Genomic DNA, 20,643 nt, shown 5'->3' with positions numbered 1-20,643 from the left:
CGAGCCCGGCACCGAACAGCCCGGCACCGACGAACCCGGCACCGAACAGCCCGGCACCGAACAGCCCGACACCGACGAACCCGGCACCGAACAGCCCGGCACGCCCACGACTCCGTTGGCGTTCGGCGCCGCCACGATCTGCCTCGACGACGACCTCGTCACGCGCGTGACGGTCGGCGTGCTCGGCACTGGCGGAACCGACGTGGAAGCCCTGCTCGGCGGACGCACCGGCGGTGCCGACGGCACGTCGCTCAGTGCCGCAGGAACGGGCACGATCAGTCTGCGACCGAGCCTGGTCCAGATCCTGATGGGAACCACCGTCCAGGTCCACTACGTCACGCTGGACGGCCCCGTGCTGCCGACCACCACGACCCTCGCGGGTCTCGGCGTGACTCTGGACACCGTCGCATTCGCACCCGCCTGCGGAGTACCAGCCGAAGAGGTACCCACCGAAGAGGTACCGGCCGAAGGGGAGGCGCCCGGCGACATCGGTGCGAAAGCACCTGTCGACGGCGAGCAGCCCGCGACGTCCGAGCCGTCGACGCCCGTCGATCAGCCGGCAGACAGCGAGCAGGCGCCCGACAGCGAGCCCGGCCCCGCCGGGCAGCCCGCGACGTCCGAGCCCGCAGCGCCCGCCGAGCAGCCCGCAGACAGCGAGCAGGCCCCCGACAGCGAGCCCGGCCCCGCCGAGCAGCCCGCAGACAGCGAGCCCGCCCCGGCGGACCAGCCCTCAGCGCCCGCAGAGGCCGATCAGCCGGTCGAGCAGCTCCTCGTCGACGAGTCGGTACCGGCCGACGCCGCCCTCGTCCCCTGAGCGGACCGGCCCTCCACTCCCCGCTCCGAGGCCGCCGACTGGGCCGACCCGCCGGATCGCGGCGAATTAGACTGGTCGCATGCCCGAGGATTCCTCCGCCGTACCCGGCGTGAACCGCCCCACCATCACCGCACTCGACGTCATCCGATCGATCGTCCTGGTGATCTCCGTCGCCACGCTCGCGCTGTGGGGCTTCGCGACCTGGCCGCTGCCGTGGAACATCGTGCTCGGCATCGGAGCGCCGGTCGTCGTCATCCTGGTCTGGGCGCTCTTCCTCTCCCCGCGGCCTGTGCTCCGTCTTCATCCGTTCCTGCGAGCCGCGGTCGAGCTCCTCATCTACGTCGGCGTCACCATCGCATGGTGGCTGATGGATCAGCCCGTGATCGGTCTCGCCTTCGCCGTCGTCGCCGTCGGGGCCGGGGTCGTCAGCGGCCGACAGCGGATCGCATGACATCGCACGACCACGTCGAGCGTGCCCTCCTGCGCCGCCCGGCCATGAAGAGCTTGGGACGATGACGACGCCCGCTCCCGCTGCGCTCGATCGTCTCGTCGAGGCACTCGGAGGACTCGTCGACACCGACGCGGCGTCACTGGAACGCGCTCGCGCCGACAGCTCGGGGCACGCCGCACCTGGCCGTCCGCTCGCGGTGGTGCACGCCGAGACCGTCGAGCATGTGCAGACCGTCATGCGCGTCGCCACCGAGACGCGCACACCGGTCGTCGTCCGCGGCGCGGGCACCGGACTCGCCGGCGCGGCGAACGCGGGCGACGGCGAGATCGTCCTGTCCACCCGTCGCATGACCGCGATCCGCGAGGTGAGGGTCGACGATCTGCTCGCGGTCGTCGAACCCGGCATCCTCAACGCTGATCTCAACGATGCGCTCGCCGAGCACGGCCTCTGGTGGGCGCCGGACCCGGCCAGCCGCGCGATCTCGACCGTGGGCGGGAACATCGCCACCGGGGCGGGCGGGCTGCTGTGCGCGAAGTACGGCGTGGTGCGGGATGCGGTTCTCGGCGTCGACCTCGTACTCGCCGACGGGCGTCTGCTGCACCTCGGACACCGGAGCGTGAAGGGCGTGACGGGTCTCGACCTGACCTCCCTCGTGATCGGCTCGGAGGGCACGCTCGGCGTGGTGGTCGGCGCGACCCTGAAGCTGCGCCGACTCGTCGCCGGCGAGACGTGCACCATCGCGGCGGTCTTCCCCGACGTGCGCCGCGCCGCAGCGGCCTCCGCGGCTGTGACGGCATCCGGCGTGCAGCCCGCGATCATGGAACTCATGGATGCCGCGAGCCTCGCCGCGGTGGCGGCGCTGCTCGACCTGCCCTCCCCTGCCGCGGGCAGCGCCCAGCTGACCATTCAAACCGACGGGCCCGCCGCGGCCGCCGAAGCCGCCGTCATCGCCGAGATCGTCGCGGCGAACGACGGCATCGCGCAGGTGTCCTCCGACCGCGACGAGGGCGAGCGGCTGCTGCGGATCCGCCGCTCCATGCACGCCGCGATGGCCTCGCTCGGCACGACCCTCATCGAAGACGTCTCGGTGCCGCGCAGCGCCATGCCCGCGATGTTCGACGAGATCGCCCGTATCGAACGGTCCTACGACATCACGATTCCCACGGTCGCGCACGCGGGCGACGGCAACCTGCACCCGAACTTCATCTTCGAGGGAACGGAGACGCCCGCGCACATCTGGGCGGCGGCCGACGAGCTGTTCCGCGCCGCGATCTCCCTCGGGGGCACGTTGACAGGAGAGCACGGCATCGGCACGCTGAAGAGCCGCTGGCTGGCCGACGAACTCGGCGACGACCAGTGGCAACTGCAACGTCAGATCGCGCGCGTGTTCGATCCCCTGGGCATCCTCAACCCGGGCAAGGTGTTCTCCCGCGATGCCTGACATCCACGTCAGCGCCGCTGTGATCGTCGACCCCGCCGGTCGTGTGCTCGTCGTGCGCAAGCACGGCACGACCCGGTTCATGCAGCCGGGTGGGAAGCCGGAAGCCGGTGAGACCGCGGCGCAGACACTCATCCGCGAACTGCACGAAGAGCTCGGCCTGCACCTCGACGACGCCGACCTCGAGCCACTGGGCCGCTTCGTGTCGGCTGCGGCCAACGAGCCGGGTCATCGGGTCGTCGCCGACGCTTTCGCCGTCGACATCGCCGAGGCCGACGTGCGGGTGCAGGCCGAACTCGCCGAACTGCGCTGGATCACTCAGGAGGATGCGGAGACGCTGCCGCTCGCGCCGCTCAGCGTCGAGCACCTCCTGCCGCTGGCGTGGGATGCCGCGGCCCGCCACACCGCCGGGTAGCCCGCCGCACCCCCGGGTGGCCCGTGCGGCGGGTCACGTCGGTTCCGTACGTCAGATGCCCTGCCAGGCCGGCTTGTTGGCGAAGGTGTAGCGGTAGTAGTCCGCGAGCTTGAGGCGTGATGCTGCGGCCTCGTCGACCACCACGGTGGCGTGCGGGTGCAGCTGGATCGCCGAGCCGGGCAGGATGGCCGACAGCGGCCCCTCGACGGCATCCGCCACGGCCTGCGCCTTGCCCTCGCCGAACGCGAGCAGCACGAGGTGACGCGCCCGCAGAATGGTGCCGAGGCCCTGCGTGATGCAGTGCATCGGCACGTCGTCGATCGAGTCGAAGAAGCGCGCGTTGTCCTCTCGGGTCTGCGCGGTGAGGGTCTTCACCCTGGTGCGCGAGGCGAACGACGACCCTGGCTCGTTGAAGCCGATGTGTCCGTCGGTGCCGATGCCGAGGATCTGCAGGTCCACGCCGCCTGCGGCATCGATCGCCGCCTCGTAGTCGTCGCCCGCATGCTGGATCGTCGCCTGGGCGCCGTTCGGGACGTGGATGCGCTGCGGGTCGAGTCCGAGCGGCTCGACGACCTCCCTGGTGATGACCGATCGGTAGCTCTCGGGGTGCGCGGGGTCGAGACCGACGTACTCGTCGAGCGCGAATCCGCGGACCTTCGACACGTCACGACCGACGAGTTGCGAGCGCAGCGCCTGGTAGACGGGAAGCGGCGTCGAGCCCGTGGCGAGGCCGAGCACGGCATCCGGACGCGCGTCGATGAGCTCGACGATCTCGGCAGCCACCAGGGCGCCTGCAGCGGCGGCGTTCTCGACGATGACGACTTCAGCCATGGGTGACGATCTCCTTGAGGGGTGTGGTGGCTCCGACGAGTGCGGCTCCGACCGCCGCGGCTGGTGAGCCCAGCGGCAGCAGTTCGATCCGCTCGTCGAGGTGCAGTGAACGCATGAAGGCGGACGCCTCTGCGCCGGTGCGCAGCGCGTCTCGCACCCCGGCGTCCAGACGGGCGCCGAGAGCCGTGAGGCCACCGCCGATGATGACGCGCTCCACATCGGCCGAGAGCACGAGGGCGCGCACGGCGGCGGCTGCGCCGTGGAAGAGGTCGGCGCGCAGCGCGACGGCGAGGGCGTCGCCGTCGTCGGCCGCGTCGAGGATGTCGCGCACGGGGTGCGTCCCGGGTCGCCCCCACGCCTTCGCCAGGGCTCCGCCGCCGCAGAACGTCTCGATGCAGCCGCGCTGCCCGCAGCCGCACAGCCGGCCGGACGGGTCGACCGAGAGGTGGCCCACCTCTCCCGCGGTGCCGCGGGCGCCGCGCCAGATGGCGCCGTCGACGACGATGCCGGCGGCCACACCGGTGCCGAGGTTCAGGTACGCCATCGATCCGTCGATGGCGCGCAGCGACGCCGCGCCGAGGGCCGCCGCCTTCACATCGTTCTCGACCCGCACGGTCGCCCCGAGCCGGACCGCGACGCGGTCGGCGAGGTCGAGCGACTCGACGCCGAGGTTCACCGCGTGCAGCACGCGCCCGGAGACGGCGTCCACCAGTCCGGGGATGCCGATTCCGACCGAGTCGATGTCGCCGAGGCTGAGACCGGCCTCAGCCGAGAGGTCGATCACCGCCGACGAGACGCTGTCGACGACAGCGTCGTCTCCCCAGCCCGTCTGACGACGATGCCGTGCGAGGATCTCGCCCGAGGGCGCCACGGCGACCGCATCGATCTTCGTCCCGCCGACGTCCAGGCCCACGCGGATGCGTCGACCGGTGAGGTCGACGACGATGGCATCCGTCATCGGATGATGCTCCTGCTCTGAGCCGAGTCGAGGGCGCCGCTCACGAGACGCCCAGCTGACCGGAGAGCACCATGACGGCTGCCCCGCGCAGCACGATGTCTGACTGCATCGTGCGGCGGATCACCACGTCCTCGAACACTCCCTCGAGCGTGCGAGCGTGCAGCGTCTTCATCGCCGCGTCGACCAGGACGCCGTCGAGCAGGTCGCCCTGCCCCGACAGCACGACCTCGGAGAGATCGAGGGCGGCCACGATGGGAGCGATGGCGATGGCCATGCGGGTTCCCGCGTCGCGGAGGATGTCGTCGCGGGACTCCGGCGCCGCATCGATGGCTGCGCGGAGCCGGCTCTCGCTGAGCCACGCTTCGAGGCAGCCGTCCTTGCCGCATGCACAGCGCGGACCGCCGTCGGTGCCGACGACGACGTGCCCGATCTCGCCTGCCGCGAACCTGCTGCCGAGCAGCGGCTGACTTCCGGTGATCACTCCGGCGCCGACGCCGCGGCCGATCTTGATGAGCATGAAGTCGGCCTCGGCCTCACCGAAGGTGTACTCCGCGAGCACGGCGGCGTTCGCGTCGTTCCGCACGAGCACGGGCAGGTCGAGGTCGACTCCCAGCTTCGCCTCGAGAGGGAGGTCGGACCAGCCGAGGTTGGGCGAGCTGAGCACCATCCCGTCCGGGCGGACCACTCCGGGCGTGCCGATGCCCACCCCGAGAATCGGCTGGGTCGCGTCCGCGACCAGCTCACGGGCGAGTTCGAGCAGTGCGCTGTAGGCGGCGTCGCCGTCGGGGGTCTCGGGCCGCGGAACCTCCCGACGTCCGATCACGTCTCCGTCGAGGCTCAGCAGCGCACCGGTGAAGGCGCTCGGCGCTGAGAGATCGATGCCGATGATCTGATGCCCCATCCGATCGATGTCGATGAGGATCGGCGGCTTGCCGGGGCCCACGGTCTCACGGACGCCCATCTCGATCACGATGCCGTCGGCGATGAACTCCGCGACGAGGTCTGAGATGGTGACGCGGGTGAGGCCGGTCTCCCGTGACAGGTCGGCGCGACTCATGGCGCCGGAGTGGTAGAGCGTCTGCAGCACGAGCGCGCGGTTGTGGCCGCGGGCGTGCTCGGGCAGCACCTTGGCGCGCGAGCGCAGATGCCGCGCAGGGCCGAAGGCGTGAGCGCTCGTGCCGACGTAGTCCGACGTCGTCGACGGGCGCGTTTCATCCGATACGGACATGTTTGTTAGTAGACCTTACGAACAAAAATTGTGCAACCCCGCCGCGCATCGCGTCTGCGAGGGTTACCGAAAAGTTACATTACGATGACGGTCGCGAGTCAGCCGTCCGAGTCCGCCTCCCCCGCCCGCTCGACGAGCCGGGCGACGAGGCCCTGCACGATGCCCTCCCGCGCCTCCCGGGTGAGCGGCTTCCCGGCGATCCCGGGGCGGCGCTGGGCAGGCGTCGGGCCGTCGAGAGGACGATACCGCACGCCCTTCTCGGCCAGGCGGCGCAGGTGCACCGGAAGCCGCGTCGCGAAGTCCGCGTACGGTGCAGGCTCTCCTCCGTCCCACAGCCGCTCCGCGACCGCCGACAGCCGCGGGAACATCGCGAAGTCCACGCGGTCGCGCGTCGGAAGATGCTCTGTCCAGACATTCGCCTGACCGCCGGAGGCCCCCTCCTCCACGCGCAGCCCGTACACGCGCTCGACAGGCAGCGGCGGCCCGACGCGGATAGGCTCCTCCGCCGAGTCGGATTGCGGATAATCAAGGTACACGCTCAGGTCCGGGCAGGCGAGCACCGGGATGCCGCGGCGCAGCGCCTCCCGCATCGCGACCGGCCCCCGCCAGGCGAGGATCGCCACCCCCTCCGGGACGTCGCCCTCGAGCACCTCGTCCCACGCGAGGGCCATCCGCCCCCGTGCACGGACGTGGGCGACGAAGTGCGCCGTGAACCACGGCTGCACGTCATGGGCCGATGCGAGGCCGAGCTGCCGCATCCGCTCCTGCGCCGCAGGGCTCCGCTCCCATTCCGTCACCGGCACCTCGTCCCCGCCTATCCCGATCCACGGCGAGTCGAAGAGGTCGCACAGTGCGTCGATGGCGGCCCGCCCGAAGGCGAGCGACTCCTCCGTCGGCGCGAGGGTGCGAGGATTCACTCCGAACCGCTCCCATGGCGCCGTGATCGGGTCGCCGACGTCGACGTTGCCGAGCTCGGGGTACGCCGCGAGTCCTGCCTGGATGTGCCCGGGCAGTTCCACCTCGGGCACGAGCGTGACGTACCGGGCGGCGGCGTAGGCGACGAGGTCGCGCAGCTCGGCATCCGTGTAGTGCCCCTCGTGCACGCCGGGCTCGACGGTCGCGAGCGGACCGTGCCCTTGCTGCGTCGCCTCGCGCCTGGCTCCGACCGCGGTGAGCCGCGGATAGCCGGGCACCTCGAACCGCCAGCCCTGGTCGTCGGTGAGATGCAGATGCAGGATGTTCAGGTGGTGGTCCGCCAGCAGGTCGACGAGTCGACGGACGTCGTCGACGGGCCGGAAGTGCCGCGCCACGTCGAGCATCGCCCCGCGCCAGGCGTACGCCGGGGCGCCGGTCCACTCCCCCGCGGGGATGCGCGACCGCTCGGCGCCCGGTTCACGCAGCTGCCCCAGAGCAGTCGTGCCGCGGAAGACGCCGACAGCCGATGCGCCGGTCACGGTGACGCCGTCCGCGGCGACCACGATCCGGAACGCCTCGGCGCCGACGCGGCCGTGTGCGAACGGGGCGTCTGCCAGCGCGGCGTCGATGCGCAGGGTGATGGCCGCGCCGGAGTCCTCGGCGACGCGCTCGCCTCCGAGACGCCGCGCGCTCGCGGCGAGCTCTTCCGCTGCGACGATCCGGGTCTCCGCCGTCCACACGAAAGGGGCGGCCGACGGATCGATCCGCGACTGCGCGTGCGGGACGCTGGCGCGGTGGGCCGGCGGGGGCATCCGCAGCGCGCGGCCGGGGGTGCTGCCGGTGACCCGACCGTGCTGCACGACGGGGTCTCCCGCGACCAGCACCTCCACGACGCCGACGGGTGCCGCGTGCGGGTCGTCGAAGGTCGCGCCGGCGGCGATCGTCTCCGGGTCGAAGAGCACGAGATCGGCGGTGGACCCCTCGCGGACCACCCCGCGAGGGGCATCGCCCCGGTCCAGACCGAGCCGCGCGGCCGGTGTGCCGGAGAGGTGCCTGACGGCTTCCTCGAGCGAGAGGACGCCGAGCTCGCGCACGTAGTGCCCGAGGTAGCGCGGGAAAGTGCCGCGACCGCGCGGATGCGGACGTGCCCCGATCAGGATGCCGTCGCTGCCACCCGTATGGCGAGGGTGCCGCATGATCTCGCGGACGTTGCCCTCGTCGCCGATGTGCATGAGGATGCTCGTGGCACCGGCATCCTCGATGATCGTGTCGAGCACCACGTCGACAGCGCGCCGCCCATCGAGCGCAGCGATCTCGGTGATCGTGCGGCCGACCAGCTCGGCGAGCGCGGCCCGGCCCGTGCCGGCGATCTGGATGGCGTCCCAATCGGCGCGCTCTCCGTGGAAGCCGTCGCAGCCGATCTCCTCGAGCTCGACCCGCACCGTCTCCCGGCCTGCGGCGTCCAGCGCCGCGATCGTTCCGAGCAGGTCTCCGCTCTCCGAGAGCCTGCTCGGGAGCAGCGCCGCCAGCGTCGTCGCGCCGGGAAGGTACGGGTACGTGTCGAGCGTGACGTCGACGCCGTCGGCGAGAGCCTCGTCGACGAGAGCCAGCAGTTCGGCAGCCCGCCCGCGGTTCGGGAGGAAGTTCATGGTGGCGTGCGTCAGGTGGATGGGGCATCCCGTCCGGCGCCCGATGTCGAGGGCTTCGCGGTACGCGTCCAGCGCCGCGCCGCCGTAGCTGCGCGTGTGCGGCGACCAGTAGCCGCCTCGCTCGGCGACCACTCGGCAGAGCGCCTTCAGCTCGGCCGTGTCGGCATACATGCCCGGCGTGTAGGTGAGACCGCTCGACATGCCGAAGGCCCCTGCGTCCATCGCGGCGCCCAGCAGCTCGCCCATCGCCGCGATCTCGGTATCGGTGGCACGGCGGTTCTCATGGCCGACGACCATCATGCGCAGGTTCCCCTGCGGAACGAGCACGGCCACGTTCGCGACGGCGGCGTCGTCGAACGCCGCGAGCAGGTCGCCCATGGTCCGCCATGGCACCGACGCCGGCGCGCCGTTCCAGCCGGCGATCTGCGCAGGGATGACGGCGGCCGTCGCATCGTCGAGCGGAGCGTATCCGAGGCCGTCCTGCCCGACGACCTCGGTGGTCACGCCCTGGCTGACCTTGGCGGCGTGCGCGGCGCCCTCGAGCACGGCGAGCTCGCTGTGCGCGTGCATGTCGATGAACCCCGGTGCGAGCACGAGCCCGGCGGCGTCGACCTCGACGGCGGTGTCGGGAAGGTCGGGCGCCTGGCCGCCGTCGCGCACGACCGCGACGACTCTGGCGCCTTCGACGTGCACGTCCGCGACGTATCGCGCGGCACCCGTTCCGTCGACGACCGTGGCGCCTCGGTAGACCCGCACCGGCTTCTCACTGCTCAGAAGCACGTCGCCACCGCTCCGATCACGCGGGGGTCGTCGGCGTCGGGGTCGTCGATCACGGCGACGACCTTCCACTTGTCGAACGCGGTGCATGGGTGCGAGAGTCCCAGCCGCACCACGTCGCCCTGCGCGACCGTCGCGTCGGCGTCGAGGCTCAGGAAGGCGTGCTGATCGTTCAATGCCGTGATCGAGCCGGCGACCGACTGCGGGACGGGCAGATCGATGTCGAACGGCACGTCGCGACGGCCGGCGTCGAGCAGCGCGAGGCCGGGCTCCGGCTGGGACACGACCCGGGACCAGGCGTGCATGGCCGACCGCAGGGACGCGGTGCCCGTCAGCGCACCGAACGGCGACATGCGCGAGTAGAACCCGTCGTCGTGGATCTGGAACGCGCCCGAGCGCAGCACGACGTCGGCTCCGTCGGCGTGGGGTGAGAGCACGGCCGCTGCGCGATCGGGGAACGAGCTGCCGCCGGCGCTCAGCACGGGACGCAGCCCCCGCGGGTAGGTCAGCCGCGAGTGCAGCTCGACGAGAGTGCCGAGGTAGGCGTCGACGGCGGCGACCGAGGCGTCGCTGCGATCAGGACCGAAGGGCCCCTCGTAGCCGGTGACACCGGCGAGGCGGAGACCGGATGCCGTGTCGATCGCATGCGCGATCCGCTCGCCCTCCTCGATCGTGCGGGCACCCGTGCGGCCGCCTGCTCCCCCGAGCTCGACGAGGACGTCGAGCGGGCGCTCAGCCCCGTCGAGGGCACCGGCGAGGATCTCGACCGTGCGCTCGGAGTCCGCCCAGCACAGGATCCGGAGGTCGGCGTTCTCGGCGAGGAGGTCACCGAGCCGGCGCGCGGCCGCTGCGTCCGTGACGGCGTTCGCGATGAGCACGGTCGCCACATCGGCCTGCACGGCCACCTCGGCCTGCCACGGCGTCGCGACCGAGATGCCCCAGGCGCCGGCGTCGAGCAGGCGCTGCCACAGCGCGGGCGCCATGGTGGTCTTGCCATGCGGCGCGAGCCGTACGCCCTGATCGGCCGCCCAGGAGAACACCGTCGTCTCGTTATGGGTCAGTGCCGCGTCGTGCACCGTGAGCACGGGCGTGACCAGATCCGACAGACGAAGGCCCGCGTCGGCGACCTCGGAGAGGCGCATCCCCCCTGCCCGGGCCGGGAAGCCCTTCGCCCACGCGCCGAGTACGGGATCCGGAATTTGTAGAGGCATCTAACAAGGCTACTAGGCTTGCAGCATGACTTCGAAGACCCGCATCACGACCGACGCCGCCCCCGCCCCCGCACACACCTTCTCGCAGGGCGTGCGCAAGGGCCCGTTCGTGCAGGTCTCGGGCCAGGGGCCGGTCGACGCTGCCACGAACGAATACCTCTACCCGGGCGATGTCGCCGCGCAGACCACTCGCACGCTCGAGAACGTCAAGGCCATCGTCGAGGCCTCCGGCGCGACCTTCGACGATGTCGTGATGCTCCGCGTCTACCTCACGAAGCGCGAGGACTTCCCCATCATGAACGAGGCGTACGGCGCGTTCGTCGAGGCGCACACCCCGAGCGGCGTGCTGCCGTCGCGCACCACCGTCTTCACGGGCCTTCCCCGCGAGGAGATGCTCGTCGAGATCGACGGCATCGCCGTCGTCGACTGAGCGGCTCCCGACTCGTCGTCGCGACGTGCGGGGCCCGATCGGCCCCGCACGACCGTTGCCCCCTCGTTATCTTCGATCCCGTACCATTGAGCGTGATATAGGGCACACGAGAACCGGGGGGTGAGATTCGTGACCGATCTGTACTCAGCGCAGGATGCGAAGACGCAGAAGCTGGGAGACGCAGAGTCCTCCACAGAGACGGTGGCGTTCACTCCGTCGGGTGTCGACGCGCCGTCCGACTCCATGCCGCCCGAGGGCGGAGACCAGCCCCTCGCCTGGGCCCCCGTCGAACCAGCTCCCAAGAAGAAGCGCCTCGGATTGTGGATCGGCCTCGGGGTCGGCGCCGTCGTGATCGGCGCGGGCGCTGCCTCGATGATCCTCATCGCTCCCGGCACCACTGTCGCAGGCATCCCCGTCGGCTGGCTCACGCCCGGCGCCGCGGCCGACGTCATCAGCGCCCATGTCGCCGAGACCGAGGTCACGCTCACCGGCGCGGGCGACGATGTCGTGCTCTCCGGCTCTGATCTGGGCGCCTCCGTCGACGCGGGCACCCTGGCCGACAAGGCCTTCGCCGAGCATCCGATGTGGAACCTCGGTTCATGGATGGGCGAGCCTGTCGCCGGCGAGATCGCCCTCGATCCCACGACGGCCGACGCCGCACTGCGCGACGCGGTGCCGACCAGCTTCGACGACCCGGTCGATGCGGGCGTGGTCTTCGACGCCGCGACGGGCGGTTATGTCATCACCCCGTCCACCACGGGAACAGGTGTCGACGTCTCCGCGCTGGGCGAGGCGTTCGCCGACGCCATCGCCGCCGGCGACAAGAGCCTGGAGTTCCCCGGCGGACCCGCCGAGGCGACGCCGGCGATCACGGACGAGGACGCGACGACCTTCGCGACCTCGCTCAACACGATGCTCGGCACGATCGGCTTCTACCTCGGCGAAGAGCGCACCGTGCCCATCGACGCCGCAACCGCGTCGACCTGGTTCACCGTGGTCGACGACGAGGGCACCCTTCGCATCGAGACCGATCAGGCGGCGATCCAGGCGACCGTCGATGCCCTGCCCGCGGCCGTCGACCGCGCACCGGTCAACGCCACGCAGATCGTCGACTCGGCAGGCACGGTGCTCCGAACCGAGGCCGAAGGGGTCAACGGACGGGCGCTGAGCGACACCTCGAACCTCGCCTCCGACGTCGCCGACAAGCTCGAGGCCGGCGAGGGTGTGTTCCCGATCTCGGTCACCGAGACCCCGTTCACCGCCGTCACGCTGCTCCGCAAGATCGACGTGAACCTCAGCTCGCAGACCGCGACACTGTACGAGAACGGCGGCGTGGTGCGGTCGTGGAAGATCTCTTCCGGCAAAGCTGCGACGCCGACCGACGTCGGCAACTTCAAGGTCTACGCGCACGTGCGCTCGCAGACGATGAAGAGCCGCGAGCCGGACGGCTCGATCACCGAGACGCCCAACGTCCCGTGGGTCACGTATTTCAATGGCGACGAGGGCTTCCACGGCACCTATTGGCACAGCAACTTCGGCAACCGCATGAGCCACGGATGCGTGAACATGCCGATCGATGTCGCCAAGTTCGTGTACGAGTGGTCCCCCGTGGGCATGGAGGTCTCGGTTCACAACTGAGGCGAGTGGATACGACGAAGGGCCGGATGCTGAGCATCCGGCCCTTCGTGCACGGTCGGCCCGCCGATGGCGGCCCGCCGTGTCAGTTCAGCGCGTCGACGATCTCGTTCAGCGTCGTCGACGGGCGCATGATCGCGGCGACGAGGGCATCGTCGGGGCGGTAGTACCCGCCGATCTCGACTGCCGAGCCCTGAACCGCGTTGAGCTCGGAGACGATCTTCTCCTCGTTCTCCGCCAGCTTCTCCGCGATCGGCGCGAAAGCCGCGGCGAGCTCAGCATCCTTCGACTGCTTCGCCAGCTCCTGCGCCCAGTACAGGCCGAGGTAGAAGTGGCTGCCGCGGTTGTCGATCGTGCCCAGGGCGCGACCCGGCGAGCGGTCCTCTTCGAGGAACGTGCCGGTTGCGGCATCCAGCGTCTCCGCCAGCACGCGGGCCTTCTCGTTGCCGGTGCGATCGGCGAAGTGCTCGAGCGAGGCGGCCAGCGCGAAGAACTCGCCGAGCGAGTCCCAGCGCAGATAGTTCTGCTCGACCAGCTGCTGCACGTGCTTCGGTGCGGAGCCTCCCGCGCCGGTCTCGAACAGGCCGCCGCCGGCGAGCAGCGGGACGATCGAGAGCATCTTGGCGCTCGTGCCGACCTCGAGGATCGGGAACAGATCGGTGAGGTAGTCGCGCAGCACGTTGCCGGTGACCGAGATGGTGTCGAGGCCGTGACGCATGCGCGCGAGCGTGTAGCGCGTGGCCTCCTCCGGAGCGAGGATCGTGATCGTGAGGCCCTTGGTGTCGAGCGTCGCGAGACCCTGGTGCACCTTGGCGATGATCTGGGCGTCGTGCGAGCGGTTCGCGTCGAGCCAGAACACCGCGGGCACGCCGGTCGCGCGGGCGCGCGTCACCGCCAGCTTGACCCAGTCCATGACGGGGATGTGCTTGGTCTGCGTGGCGCGCCAGATGTCGCCCTCACCCACCTCGTGCTCGATCAGCACGGTGCCTTCGCCGTCGAGCACCTGCACGGTGCCGGCGGCGGCGATCTCGAAGGTCTTGTCGTGGCTGCCGTACTCCTCGGCGGCCTGCGCCATGAGCCCGACGTTCGGGACGGTGCCGATGGTGGCGGGGTCGAGCGGGCCGTTCGCGATCACGTCGTCGATCACGGCCTGATAGACGCTCGCGTACGAGGAGTCGGGGATGACCGCGAGCGTGTCGTCCTCGCCGCCGTCCTTGCCCCACAGCTTGCCTCCGTTGCGCACGAGCGCCGGCATCGAGGCGTCGACGATCACGTCGCTCGGGACGTGCAGGTTCGTGATGCCCTTGTCGGAGTTCACGTATGAGAGGCGCGGCCCCTCGGCGACCGCCTTCGCGAAGGCGGCGGCGATCTCGTCTCCACCGGCGATCCCTTCGAGCCCCGCGAGGATCGAGCCGAGACCGTCGTTCGGGTTGAGGCCGGCGGCGGCGAGCTGCTCGCCGTACTGAGCGAACACGTCAGCGAAGAACGCCTTGACGACGTGACCGAAGATGATCGGGTCGCTGACCTTCATCATCGTGGCCTTCAGGTGCACCGAGTAGAGCACGTCGTCGGCCTTGGCCGTCTCGAGCGTCTCGGCGAGGAAGGCGTCGAGGTGCGTCGCCGACAGGAAGGTCGCGTCGACGATCTCGCGCGGCAGGACCTTGAGGCCTTCCTTCAACACCGTGACCGTGCCGTCGGCCGAGATGTGACGGAAGCTCAGGACGTCGTCGTGGGCAGCGACCCAGGAGCGCTCGTTGTGCTTGAAGTCGTCGTGCCCGAGAGTCGCGACGCGGGTCTTCGACCCCTCGGCGAACGGCTTGTTGCGGTGCGGGTGCTTCTTCGCGTAGTTCTTCACTGCCAGCGGAGCACGGCGATCGCTGTTGCCCTCGCGCAGCACCGGGTTCACGGCGGAGCCCTTGATGCGGTCGTACCGCGCGCGGACGTCCTTCTCGTCGAGCGAGGAGGGGTCGTCCGGGAAGTCGGGGACGTCGTAGCCCTGAGCCTGCAGCTCGGCGATCGCACCCTTCAGCTGCGGGATGGATGCCGAGATGTTCGGCAGCTTGATGATGTTGGCCTCGGGCAGCGTGGCGAGTCCACCGAGCTCGGCCAGCGCGTCGCCGACCTGCTGCTCGGGGGCGAGCTTCTGCGGGAAGGCGGCGAGGATGCGGCCGGCCAGGGAGATGTCCCGCGTCTCGACGTCGATCCCCGCCTGACCGGTGAAGGCCTGGACGATCGGGAGGAAGGATGCGGTGGCGAGCGCTGGCGCCTCGTCCGTGTAGGTGTAGATGATGGCGTCGTCGGTCACCGGGAGGTTCTCCGTTCACGAGGGCAGAATTGTCTCGATACCAAGATACCTGAGCGTCTGTCGCGCCCGAGAATCTGCTCGTCTCTGGGTCGGAACGCACCGGAGGGGTTAGCCTGTCACTATGTCCGAACTGCGCATGGTCGAACTCTCCGCTGCGACGATCGTCGCCGTGAACAACCTGTCGCTCAAGCCCGGACAGGAGCAGTTCCTCGCTCCGGTGTCCTACGGCATCGCGGCGACCGTCATCAACCCGCAGACCTCCTGGCAGCGCGTCGTGCTCGACGGCGATCAGGTCGTCGGATTCGTCAGCGCGAACTTCGACTCCGAGGCGCCGGAGGAGCACTTCCGCTCCGTGCTGTGGCGCATCAACGTCGACGCCGACGATCAGGGCAAGGGCGTGGGGCGCTTCGTCGTCGAGCAGCTGGTCGAAGAGGCGCGCTCCCGCGGCGTCGACCACGTCAACGTCATCTACGAGGCGGGCGAGGACGGGCCGGAGGCCTTCTTCCTCCGCGTCGGATTCACGCCGGTCGGCGAGACCGAGTACTCCGAGGTCATCGCGGAGATCCGCGTCTCCTCGTAAGCCGGCGGCGGGGTCTCGAATCCCCTCCCCCATCGAGGCCCCGTCGCCCTGCTCGCCCGGGCGCCGGGATGGACTCCTCCGACGCCCGCGGGGTCCGAGGACTCGAGCTGCGCGGGCCACGCGGGTCAGCGCTTGTCCGGCGTCGGGATCGGCTACTCCGACGACCACCACGTCCGACCATTGAGGAGACGCGGGCCACGCGGGTCAGCGCTTGTCCGGCCGCTGCTTGCGCTCGTTCCACGCGGCGAACACGGATGCTGCCGCCCCCGCCGCCTTGTCGAACGCCTCCGCCGACCGCGAGATGACGTCCTGGGCTGCGTCCTGCCAGGTCGGAGCGGGCGGGACCTCGCCCACCTCGAGCCGCGCCGCATGCTCGGCCGCCTCGAATGCGCGCTCGAGGTCGGCGACCGCATCGCGGTACGCGCCGAACTCGGCGGGCGTCGTCACCTTGCCCTCCGCTGCGCGCCGCGCGTCGACCGCCACCCCTGCCGCCCGCAGATACGCGGCCGTCGCCGGTTGCCTGACGTCGGTCATCGCCGGATAGGCGATCTGCAGCGACGTGTCCGTCTCGTATCGCATCCAGCGCACGGTGATCGCGTCATGCTCGGCTCGCAGACGTTCGAGCGGGCGTGGAGCCGATGCGGCCGGCAGCGCCGCACGGGCCGCGCTGAGGCGCACCTGCTTGGCGCGGACGTCCGCCGCTGCCGCTTTCGCGTCGCTCTCCTTCTCGCGCAGCATCCGCTTGGCACCGGCGACCTGCTCCGGCGTCGCCCGCCGCGCACTGCGCTCGGCGGAGATCCGCGTGACCTCCGCCCGTGCGATGCGCGCCGCCATGCGCCGCTCCGTCGCGAGCTGCTGAGCCTGTCTGAGGTCGTGCCGCGCGGCGTCGACCGCGAGCCGGCGTCCGCTCTTCATGCTGCGCCTCCGCATCCCGATGCCCCCGGCCGCGACGCCTCCCGCGGCGACGGGCGCGATCCACCACCACTCGATGAGCAGCAGCGGATCCATCCCTCGATGCTACCCAGTGCTCGGGTGTATGTCCCGATCAGCCGTCCGGATGCCTCACCCGGGCGGCTGATCGGGAGCTACACGAGGGTCTCCTGCCACGCCGCGTGCAGCTGCGCGAACTTGCCCGTGCCGCTGATGAGCGCGTCGGGGCTGTCGTCCTCGATGATCCGGCCGTGCTCCATGACCAGCACACGATCGGCGATCGCGACGGTCGACAGACGGTGGGCGATGATGATCGCCGTGCGGTCCTTGAGCAGGGTCTGCAGAGCATCCTGGATCAGCCGCTCCGACGGGATGTCGAGCGACGCGGTCGCCTCATCGAGGATGAGCACGGACGGGTCGGCCAAGAACGCCCGTGCGAACGAGATCAGCTGCCGCTGCCCCGCCGAGACACGGCCACCGCGCTTGTTCACATCGGTGTCGTAGCCGTCGGGCAGCGACGAGATAAACTCGTCGGCGCCGACCGCTCTCGCCGCTGCGCGGATCTCGTCGAGCGACGCGTCGGGCTTTCCCAGGGCGATGTTGTCGGCCACGGTACCGCTGAACAGGTACGCCTCCTGCGTCACCATGACGATCGCGCGGCGCAGATCCTTCGGATGCAGGTCGCGCAGATCGACGTCGTCGAGCGTGACGGTGCCGCGCGAAGGGTCGTAGAACCGCGAGATCAGCTTCGCCAGCGTCGACTTGCCCGCACCGGTCGTCCCCACGAGGGCGATGGTCTGCCCTGCGGGGATGTCGAGGGTGAAGTTCGGGAGGATCGTCTTCTCGCCGTTATAGCCGAACGTGACCTCGTCGAACCGCACGTGCCCACGCGATTCCCACAGGTCGACGGGCTTCTCGGGGTCGGGCACCGTCGGCACCTCCTCGAGGACGCCGGACACCTTCTCGAGCGCTGCCGTCGCCGACTGGTACGAGTTGAGGAACATCGCGATCTCCTGCATGGGCGCGAAGAAGTTGCGCACGTACAGCACCGCCGACAGCAGCACACCGACGGTGAGCGCGTCGGTCGACACCCGGATGCCGCCCCACAGCACGACGATCCCGAGCACGAGCGCGGCGACTCCCATGAGTCCCGGCTCGAACGTGCCGAAAAGCAGCATCGAGCGCCGGTTTACGTCGCGGTACTCGCCGGCGATCCCCTGGAACGACTCGTCGTTGCGCGGCTCCTTGCGGAACGCCTTGACCGCGCGGATGCCCGTCATGGTCTCGACGAACTGCACGATGACCTTCGCGCTGATGACGCGCGACTCGCGGTAGACGAGCTGCGAGCGCGAGTAGAACCACCGCATCAGGAAGAACAGCGGGATACCGCCGATCGCGAGGATCAGGCCGGACTGCCAGTCCCAGACGCACAGGGCGATGAAGGTGAAGAGTCCGAAGAGCACGCCGGAGACGAGCTCGTTGAGACCGCCGTCGAGCAGCTCCTTGATCGAGTCGAGGTCGCTCGTCTGGCGCGAGATGATGCGACCGGACGTGTACGACTCGTGGAACTCGAGGCTCAGTCGCTGGGTGTGCAGGAAGATGCGCTTGCGGAGGTCGAGCAGCACCGCCTGCGTGAGCTTCGCGGCGATGATGACGTACCAGGCGATCATGGCTGCGGCGACGGCCCCTGCGAGCAGGTAGATCCCGCCGATCATGAACGTCGGCATCCAGTCGGCGCGTTCGAGCACGGCGGGCAGCGCACGGTCGAGCCCGATGCTGATCAGGATGGGACCCGACACCTGGAGGGCGGTCGAGATCACGAGCACGACCGCGGCGAGCACGATCTGCGGCTTGAGCGGGCGCACCAGCGAGCCGAGCAGATGCAGCGACCTGCGTCGGATGGCCCGGCTCTCCTCGCGCGTGTAGCGGGAGCGGTCCTCGTCCTGGGTTCCGGTGATCGCGGAGCTCATCGCTGCACCTCCTTCTCGATGAACAGATCTTCGTCGTCGGATGTCTCCTTGCGGATGCCCTTGCGCACGGCATCCTCGATCTCGTCCTGCTCGTCGCGGATGACGGGGATCGCACCGGTACGCGCCGCCTCCTCGGCCTCGAGACTCGAGATGACGTGCCGGTAGTGGCTGCTGGACTTCAACAGCTCGGAGTGCGTGCCGACCGCCGTGACCCGACCCGCTTCGAGCAGGGCGACGCGGTCAGCCAGAGCCACGGTCGACGGGCGGTGCGCGACGATCAGGGCGGTCGTGTCGGAGAGGACGTGACGCAGCGCCTCTTCGACGAGCGCCTCGGTGTCGACGTCGAGTGCCGACAGCGGGTCGTCGAGCACGAGCACCTTCGGGTTCGCGGCGACGGATCGCGCGAGCGCGAGACGCTGGCGCTGGCCGCCCGAGAGGCTCAGGCCCTCCTCGCCGATGATGGTCTCGACGCCCTCGGGAAGCGAGTCGACGAAAGACGCCTGCGCGACGTCGAGCGCTTCGCGGAGAACGCGCTCGGCCTCTTCGCTGTGCACGTCGAGGTCGGCGCGGCCGAGCAGCACGTTCTCCCGCACGGATGCCGAGAACAGGGTGGCGTCCTCGAATGCCATCGCGATGTGCTGCCGCAGCTCGGCGAGGGGCAGGTCGCGCACATCGACGCCGTCGAGGGTCACGCGGCCCCCGGTCACGTCGTAGAGACGCGTCGGCAGGGTCGTGAGCGTGGTCTTGCCGCTGCCGGTCAGGCCGACGAGCGCCATGGTCTCACCGGGACGCAGCACGAGATCGATGCCGTCGAGCAGATCGCGCTCGTGCGCTCCTGCGTCCTGGTAACGGAAGTGCGCGCCGTCGAAGGCGAGCTCACCGCGGGGGCTCTCGATGTGCGTGGGATGCTCGGGGTCGGTGATCGTGTTCGTCTCGGCGTAGATGTCGAAGACGCGGTCCGTCGCCGTGCGGGCGTCGAGCATGAACGAGAAGAGGAACCCGATCGACTCGATGGGCCACCGCAGCACGGTCGCCATCGCGAAGAACGCGAACAGCTCTGGCAGCTCGATCGCACCCTGCGAGATCAGCCAGATGCCCGACATGAGACTCAGGCCGAAAGCGATCTGGGGCATGAGGTCGAGCCAGAACCAGATCGACGAGATCGCTCCCGCTTTGCTCATCTCGGTCTCGCGCAGCGTCTCGGCCTGCCTGCTGAATCGACGGAGGGCATGCTTGCCTCGGCCGAACGCCTTGAGCACCCGGATGCCGTGCACGCTCTCCTCGACGCTGGTGGCGAGGTCGCCGGCCTGGTCCTGGCTGCGCCGGGTGAGGGCTCCGTACCGTTTCTCGAACAGGTAGCCCTGGATCCACAGCGGAATCGCCGTGACGATGAAGATCGTTCCGAGCAGCCAGTGCCAGCGGAACAGCAGCACGGCGCCGATGATGATCGTCAGGACGTTGACGACGAGCAGCACGAGACCGAACGCGAGCCAGCGGCGGATGAGGCCGATGTCCTGCATCATGCGGCTCAGGAGCTGCCCGGACTGCCACCGGTCGTGGAAGGCGACGGGCAGCGTCTGCAGCCGCGAATACAGCTCGGTGCGCATCTTGTACTCGACCTGAGTCGCAGGATTGAGCACGAATTGGCGGCGCAGCCAGACCATGAGCGCCTCGCCCAGAGCGAGTCCGAAGACGGCGAGCGCACCCCAGACGATCGCGTCGATGGCCCCGGTCTGCACCGGGCCGCGGATGATCTGCTCGAGCACGATCGGGATCATCAGCGCCATGACGGCCGCCGCGAGCGCGCTGAGCGCACCGCCCGCGAGCCGCCAGATGACGGGCTTCACGAACGGCTTGAGGCGCCACAGGGCGGCGGGCGTGGAAAGCGAGGAAGACGGGGAGCTGTTCGACGATGAAGGCGAGGAAGACATGTCTCTCAGACGAGTTTCGTATGGAATGCGGTTGCTGAATCGGAGAGGAGCGCAGAAGCGCCTCTCGGCGGCCGGTGCCGGGGCTCGGGCACGGGCACTGAGAAGCCGGAATGTAGGCCCGGGCGGCCTCTAGCGGAGCGGGCGCGCCGGGGTCGAGCCGTGAGCGGCGATCGGT

At 70.1% G+C, this 20,643-nt stretch carries 15 protein-coding genes and 1 pseudogene; 7 read left to right on the top strand and 9 right to left on the bottom strand.

Annotated elements, in window-relative coordinates; translation table 11 throughout:
* From FSY98_RS12630 to FSY98_RS12615, 4 genes and pseudogenes are all read left to right on the top strand, one after another.
* A pseudogene (locus FSY98_RS12630) lies at positions 1-814 on the top strand (hypothetical protein); the annotation flags it as partial.
* 79 nt (positions 815-893) lie between these two features.
* Positions 894-1,265 (top strand): YrdB family protein, encoded by a 372-nt coding sequence (locus FSY98_RS12625; RefSeq protein WP_144877022.1) that lies wholly within the window; start codon positions 894-896, stop codon positions 1,263-1,265.
* Positions 1,266-1,326: 61 nt separating this feature from the next.
* On the top strand, positions 1,327-2,706 hold the full coding sequence (locus FSY98_RS12620) for an FAD-binding oxidoreductase (RefSeq protein WP_144877021.1): 1,380 nt from the start codon (positions 1,327-1,329) through the stop codon (positions 2,704-2,706).
* Positions 2,699-3,118 (top strand): NUDIX domain-containing protein, encoded by a 420-nt coding sequence (locus FSY98_RS12615; RefSeq protein ID WP_144877020.1) that lies wholly within the window; start codon positions 2,699-2,701, stop codon positions 3,116-3,118. The genes FSY98_RS12620 and FSY98_RS12615 overlap by 8 nt, the downstream gene beginning before the upstream one ends.
* A gap of 51 nt (positions 3,119-3,169) precedes the next feature.
* On the opposite strand, the gene nagB is transcribed toward FSY98_RS12615, so the two are convergent.
* The 5 genes from nagB to FSY98_RS12590 form a co-directional block, all read right to left on the bottom strand.
* Positions 3,170-3,949, bottom strand: a complete 780-nt coding sequence (nagB, locus tag FSY98_RS12610; protein ID WP_144877019.1) for a glucosamine-6-phosphate deaminase — start codon at positions 3,947-3,949, stop codon at positions 3,170-3,172.
* The gene (locus FSY98_RS12605; RefSeq protein ID WP_186307675.1) at positions 3,942-4,907 is read right to left on the bottom strand and encodes an ROK family protein; all 966 of its coding nucleotides are present in this window, start codon (positions 4,905-4,907) and stop codon (positions 3,942-3,944) included. The genes nagB and FSY98_RS12605 overlap by 8 nt, the downstream gene beginning before the upstream one ends.
* A gap of 40 nt (positions 4,908-4,947) precedes the next feature.
* Positions 4,948-6,135 carry an ROK family transcriptional regulator gene (locus FSY98_RS12600; RefSeq protein WP_144877018.1) on the bottom strand — a complete coding sequence of 396 codons (1,188 nt, stop codon included), beginning with the start codon at positions 6,133-6,135 and terminating at the stop codon, positions 4,948-4,950.
* Between the two features lie 98 nt (positions 6,136-6,233).
* Complete coding sequence (locus tag FSY98_RS12595) at positions 6,234-9,479, bottom strand: family 20 glycosylhydrolase (protein WP_260857396.1); 3,246 nt, start codon at positions 9,477-9,479, stop codon at positions 6,234-6,236.
* Positions 9,470-10,687 carry an alanine racemase gene (locus FSY98_RS12590; RefSeq protein ID WP_260857395.1) on the bottom strand — a complete coding sequence of 406 codons (1,218 nt, stop codon included), beginning with the start codon at positions 10,685-10,687 and terminating at the stop codon, positions 9,470-9,472. The genes FSY98_RS12595 and FSY98_RS12590 overlap by 10 nt, the downstream gene beginning before the upstream one ends.
* Positions 10,688-10,712: 25 nt before the next feature.
* Between FSY98_RS12590 and FSY98_RS12585 the strand changes: the two genes are divergently transcribed.
* On the top strand, positions 10,713-11,117 hold the full coding sequence (locus FSY98_RS12585) for a RidA family protein (RefSeq protein ID WP_144877016.1): 405 nt from the start codon (positions 10,713-10,715) through the stop codon (positions 11,115-11,117).
* Positions 11,118-11,237: 120 nt separating this feature from the next.
* Positions 11,238-12,755, top strand: a complete 1,518-nt coding sequence (locus FSY98_RS12580) for a L,D-transpeptidase family protein (protein ID WP_260857393.1) — start codon at positions 11,238-11,240, stop codon at positions 12,753-12,755.
* 82 nt (positions 12,756-12,837) lie between these two features.
* Here FSY98_RS12580 and FSY98_RS12575 read toward each other — a convergent pair whose 3' ends face one another.
* A complete protein-coding gene (locus tag FSY98_RS12575; RefSeq protein ID WP_144877015.1) occupies positions 12,838-15,057 on the bottom strand; it encodes an NADP-dependent isocitrate dehydrogenase in 2,220 nt (739 codons plus the stop codon).
* Between the two features lie 121 nt (positions 15,058-15,178).
* On the opposite strand from FSY98_RS12575, the gene FSY98_RS12570 reads away from it, so the two are divergent.
* Complete coding sequence (locus FSY98_RS12570; protein ID WP_144877014.1) at positions 15,179-15,637, top strand: GNAT family N-acetyltransferase; 459 nt, start codon at positions 15,179-15,181, stop codon at positions 15,635-15,637.
* Positions 15,638-15,841: 204 nt separating this feature from the next.
* On the opposite strand, the gene FSY98_RS12565 is transcribed toward FSY98_RS12570, so the two are convergent.
* The 3 genes from FSY98_RS12565 to FSY98_RS12555 all read right to left on the bottom strand — a co-directional run bounded on the left by FSY98_RS12565 (position 15,842) and on the right by FSY98_RS12555 (position 20,468).
* Complete coding sequence (locus FSY98_RS12565; RefSeq protein ID WP_144877013.1) at positions 15,842-16,645, bottom strand: hypothetical protein; 804 nt, start codon at positions 16,643-16,645, stop codon at positions 15,842-15,844.
* A 77-nt stretch (positions 16,646-16,722) separates the two neighbouring features.
* On the bottom strand, positions 16,723-18,537 hold the full coding sequence (locus FSY98_RS12560) for an ABC transporter ATP-binding protein (protein ID WP_144877012.1): 1,815 nt from the start codon (positions 18,535-18,537) through the stop codon (positions 16,723-16,725).
* Positions 18,534-20,468 (bottom strand): ABC transporter ATP-binding protein, encoded by a 1,935-nt coding sequence (locus FSY98_RS12555; RefSeq protein WP_144877011.1) that lies wholly within the window; start codon positions 20,466-20,468, stop codon positions 18,534-18,536. The genes FSY98_RS12560 and FSY98_RS12555 overlap by 4 nt, the downstream gene beginning before the upstream one ends.
* Between the last annotated feature and the right edge of the window lie 175 nt (positions 20,469-20,643).

This window comes from Microbacterium sp. 1.5R (assembly GCF_007667425.1).
Lineage (GTDB): Bacteria > Actinomycetota > Actinomycetes > Actinomycetales > Microbacteriaceae > Microbacterium.
Note: the sequence above shows the minus strand (reverse complement) of the source record. Positions and strands in the feature narration are given on the sequence as shown.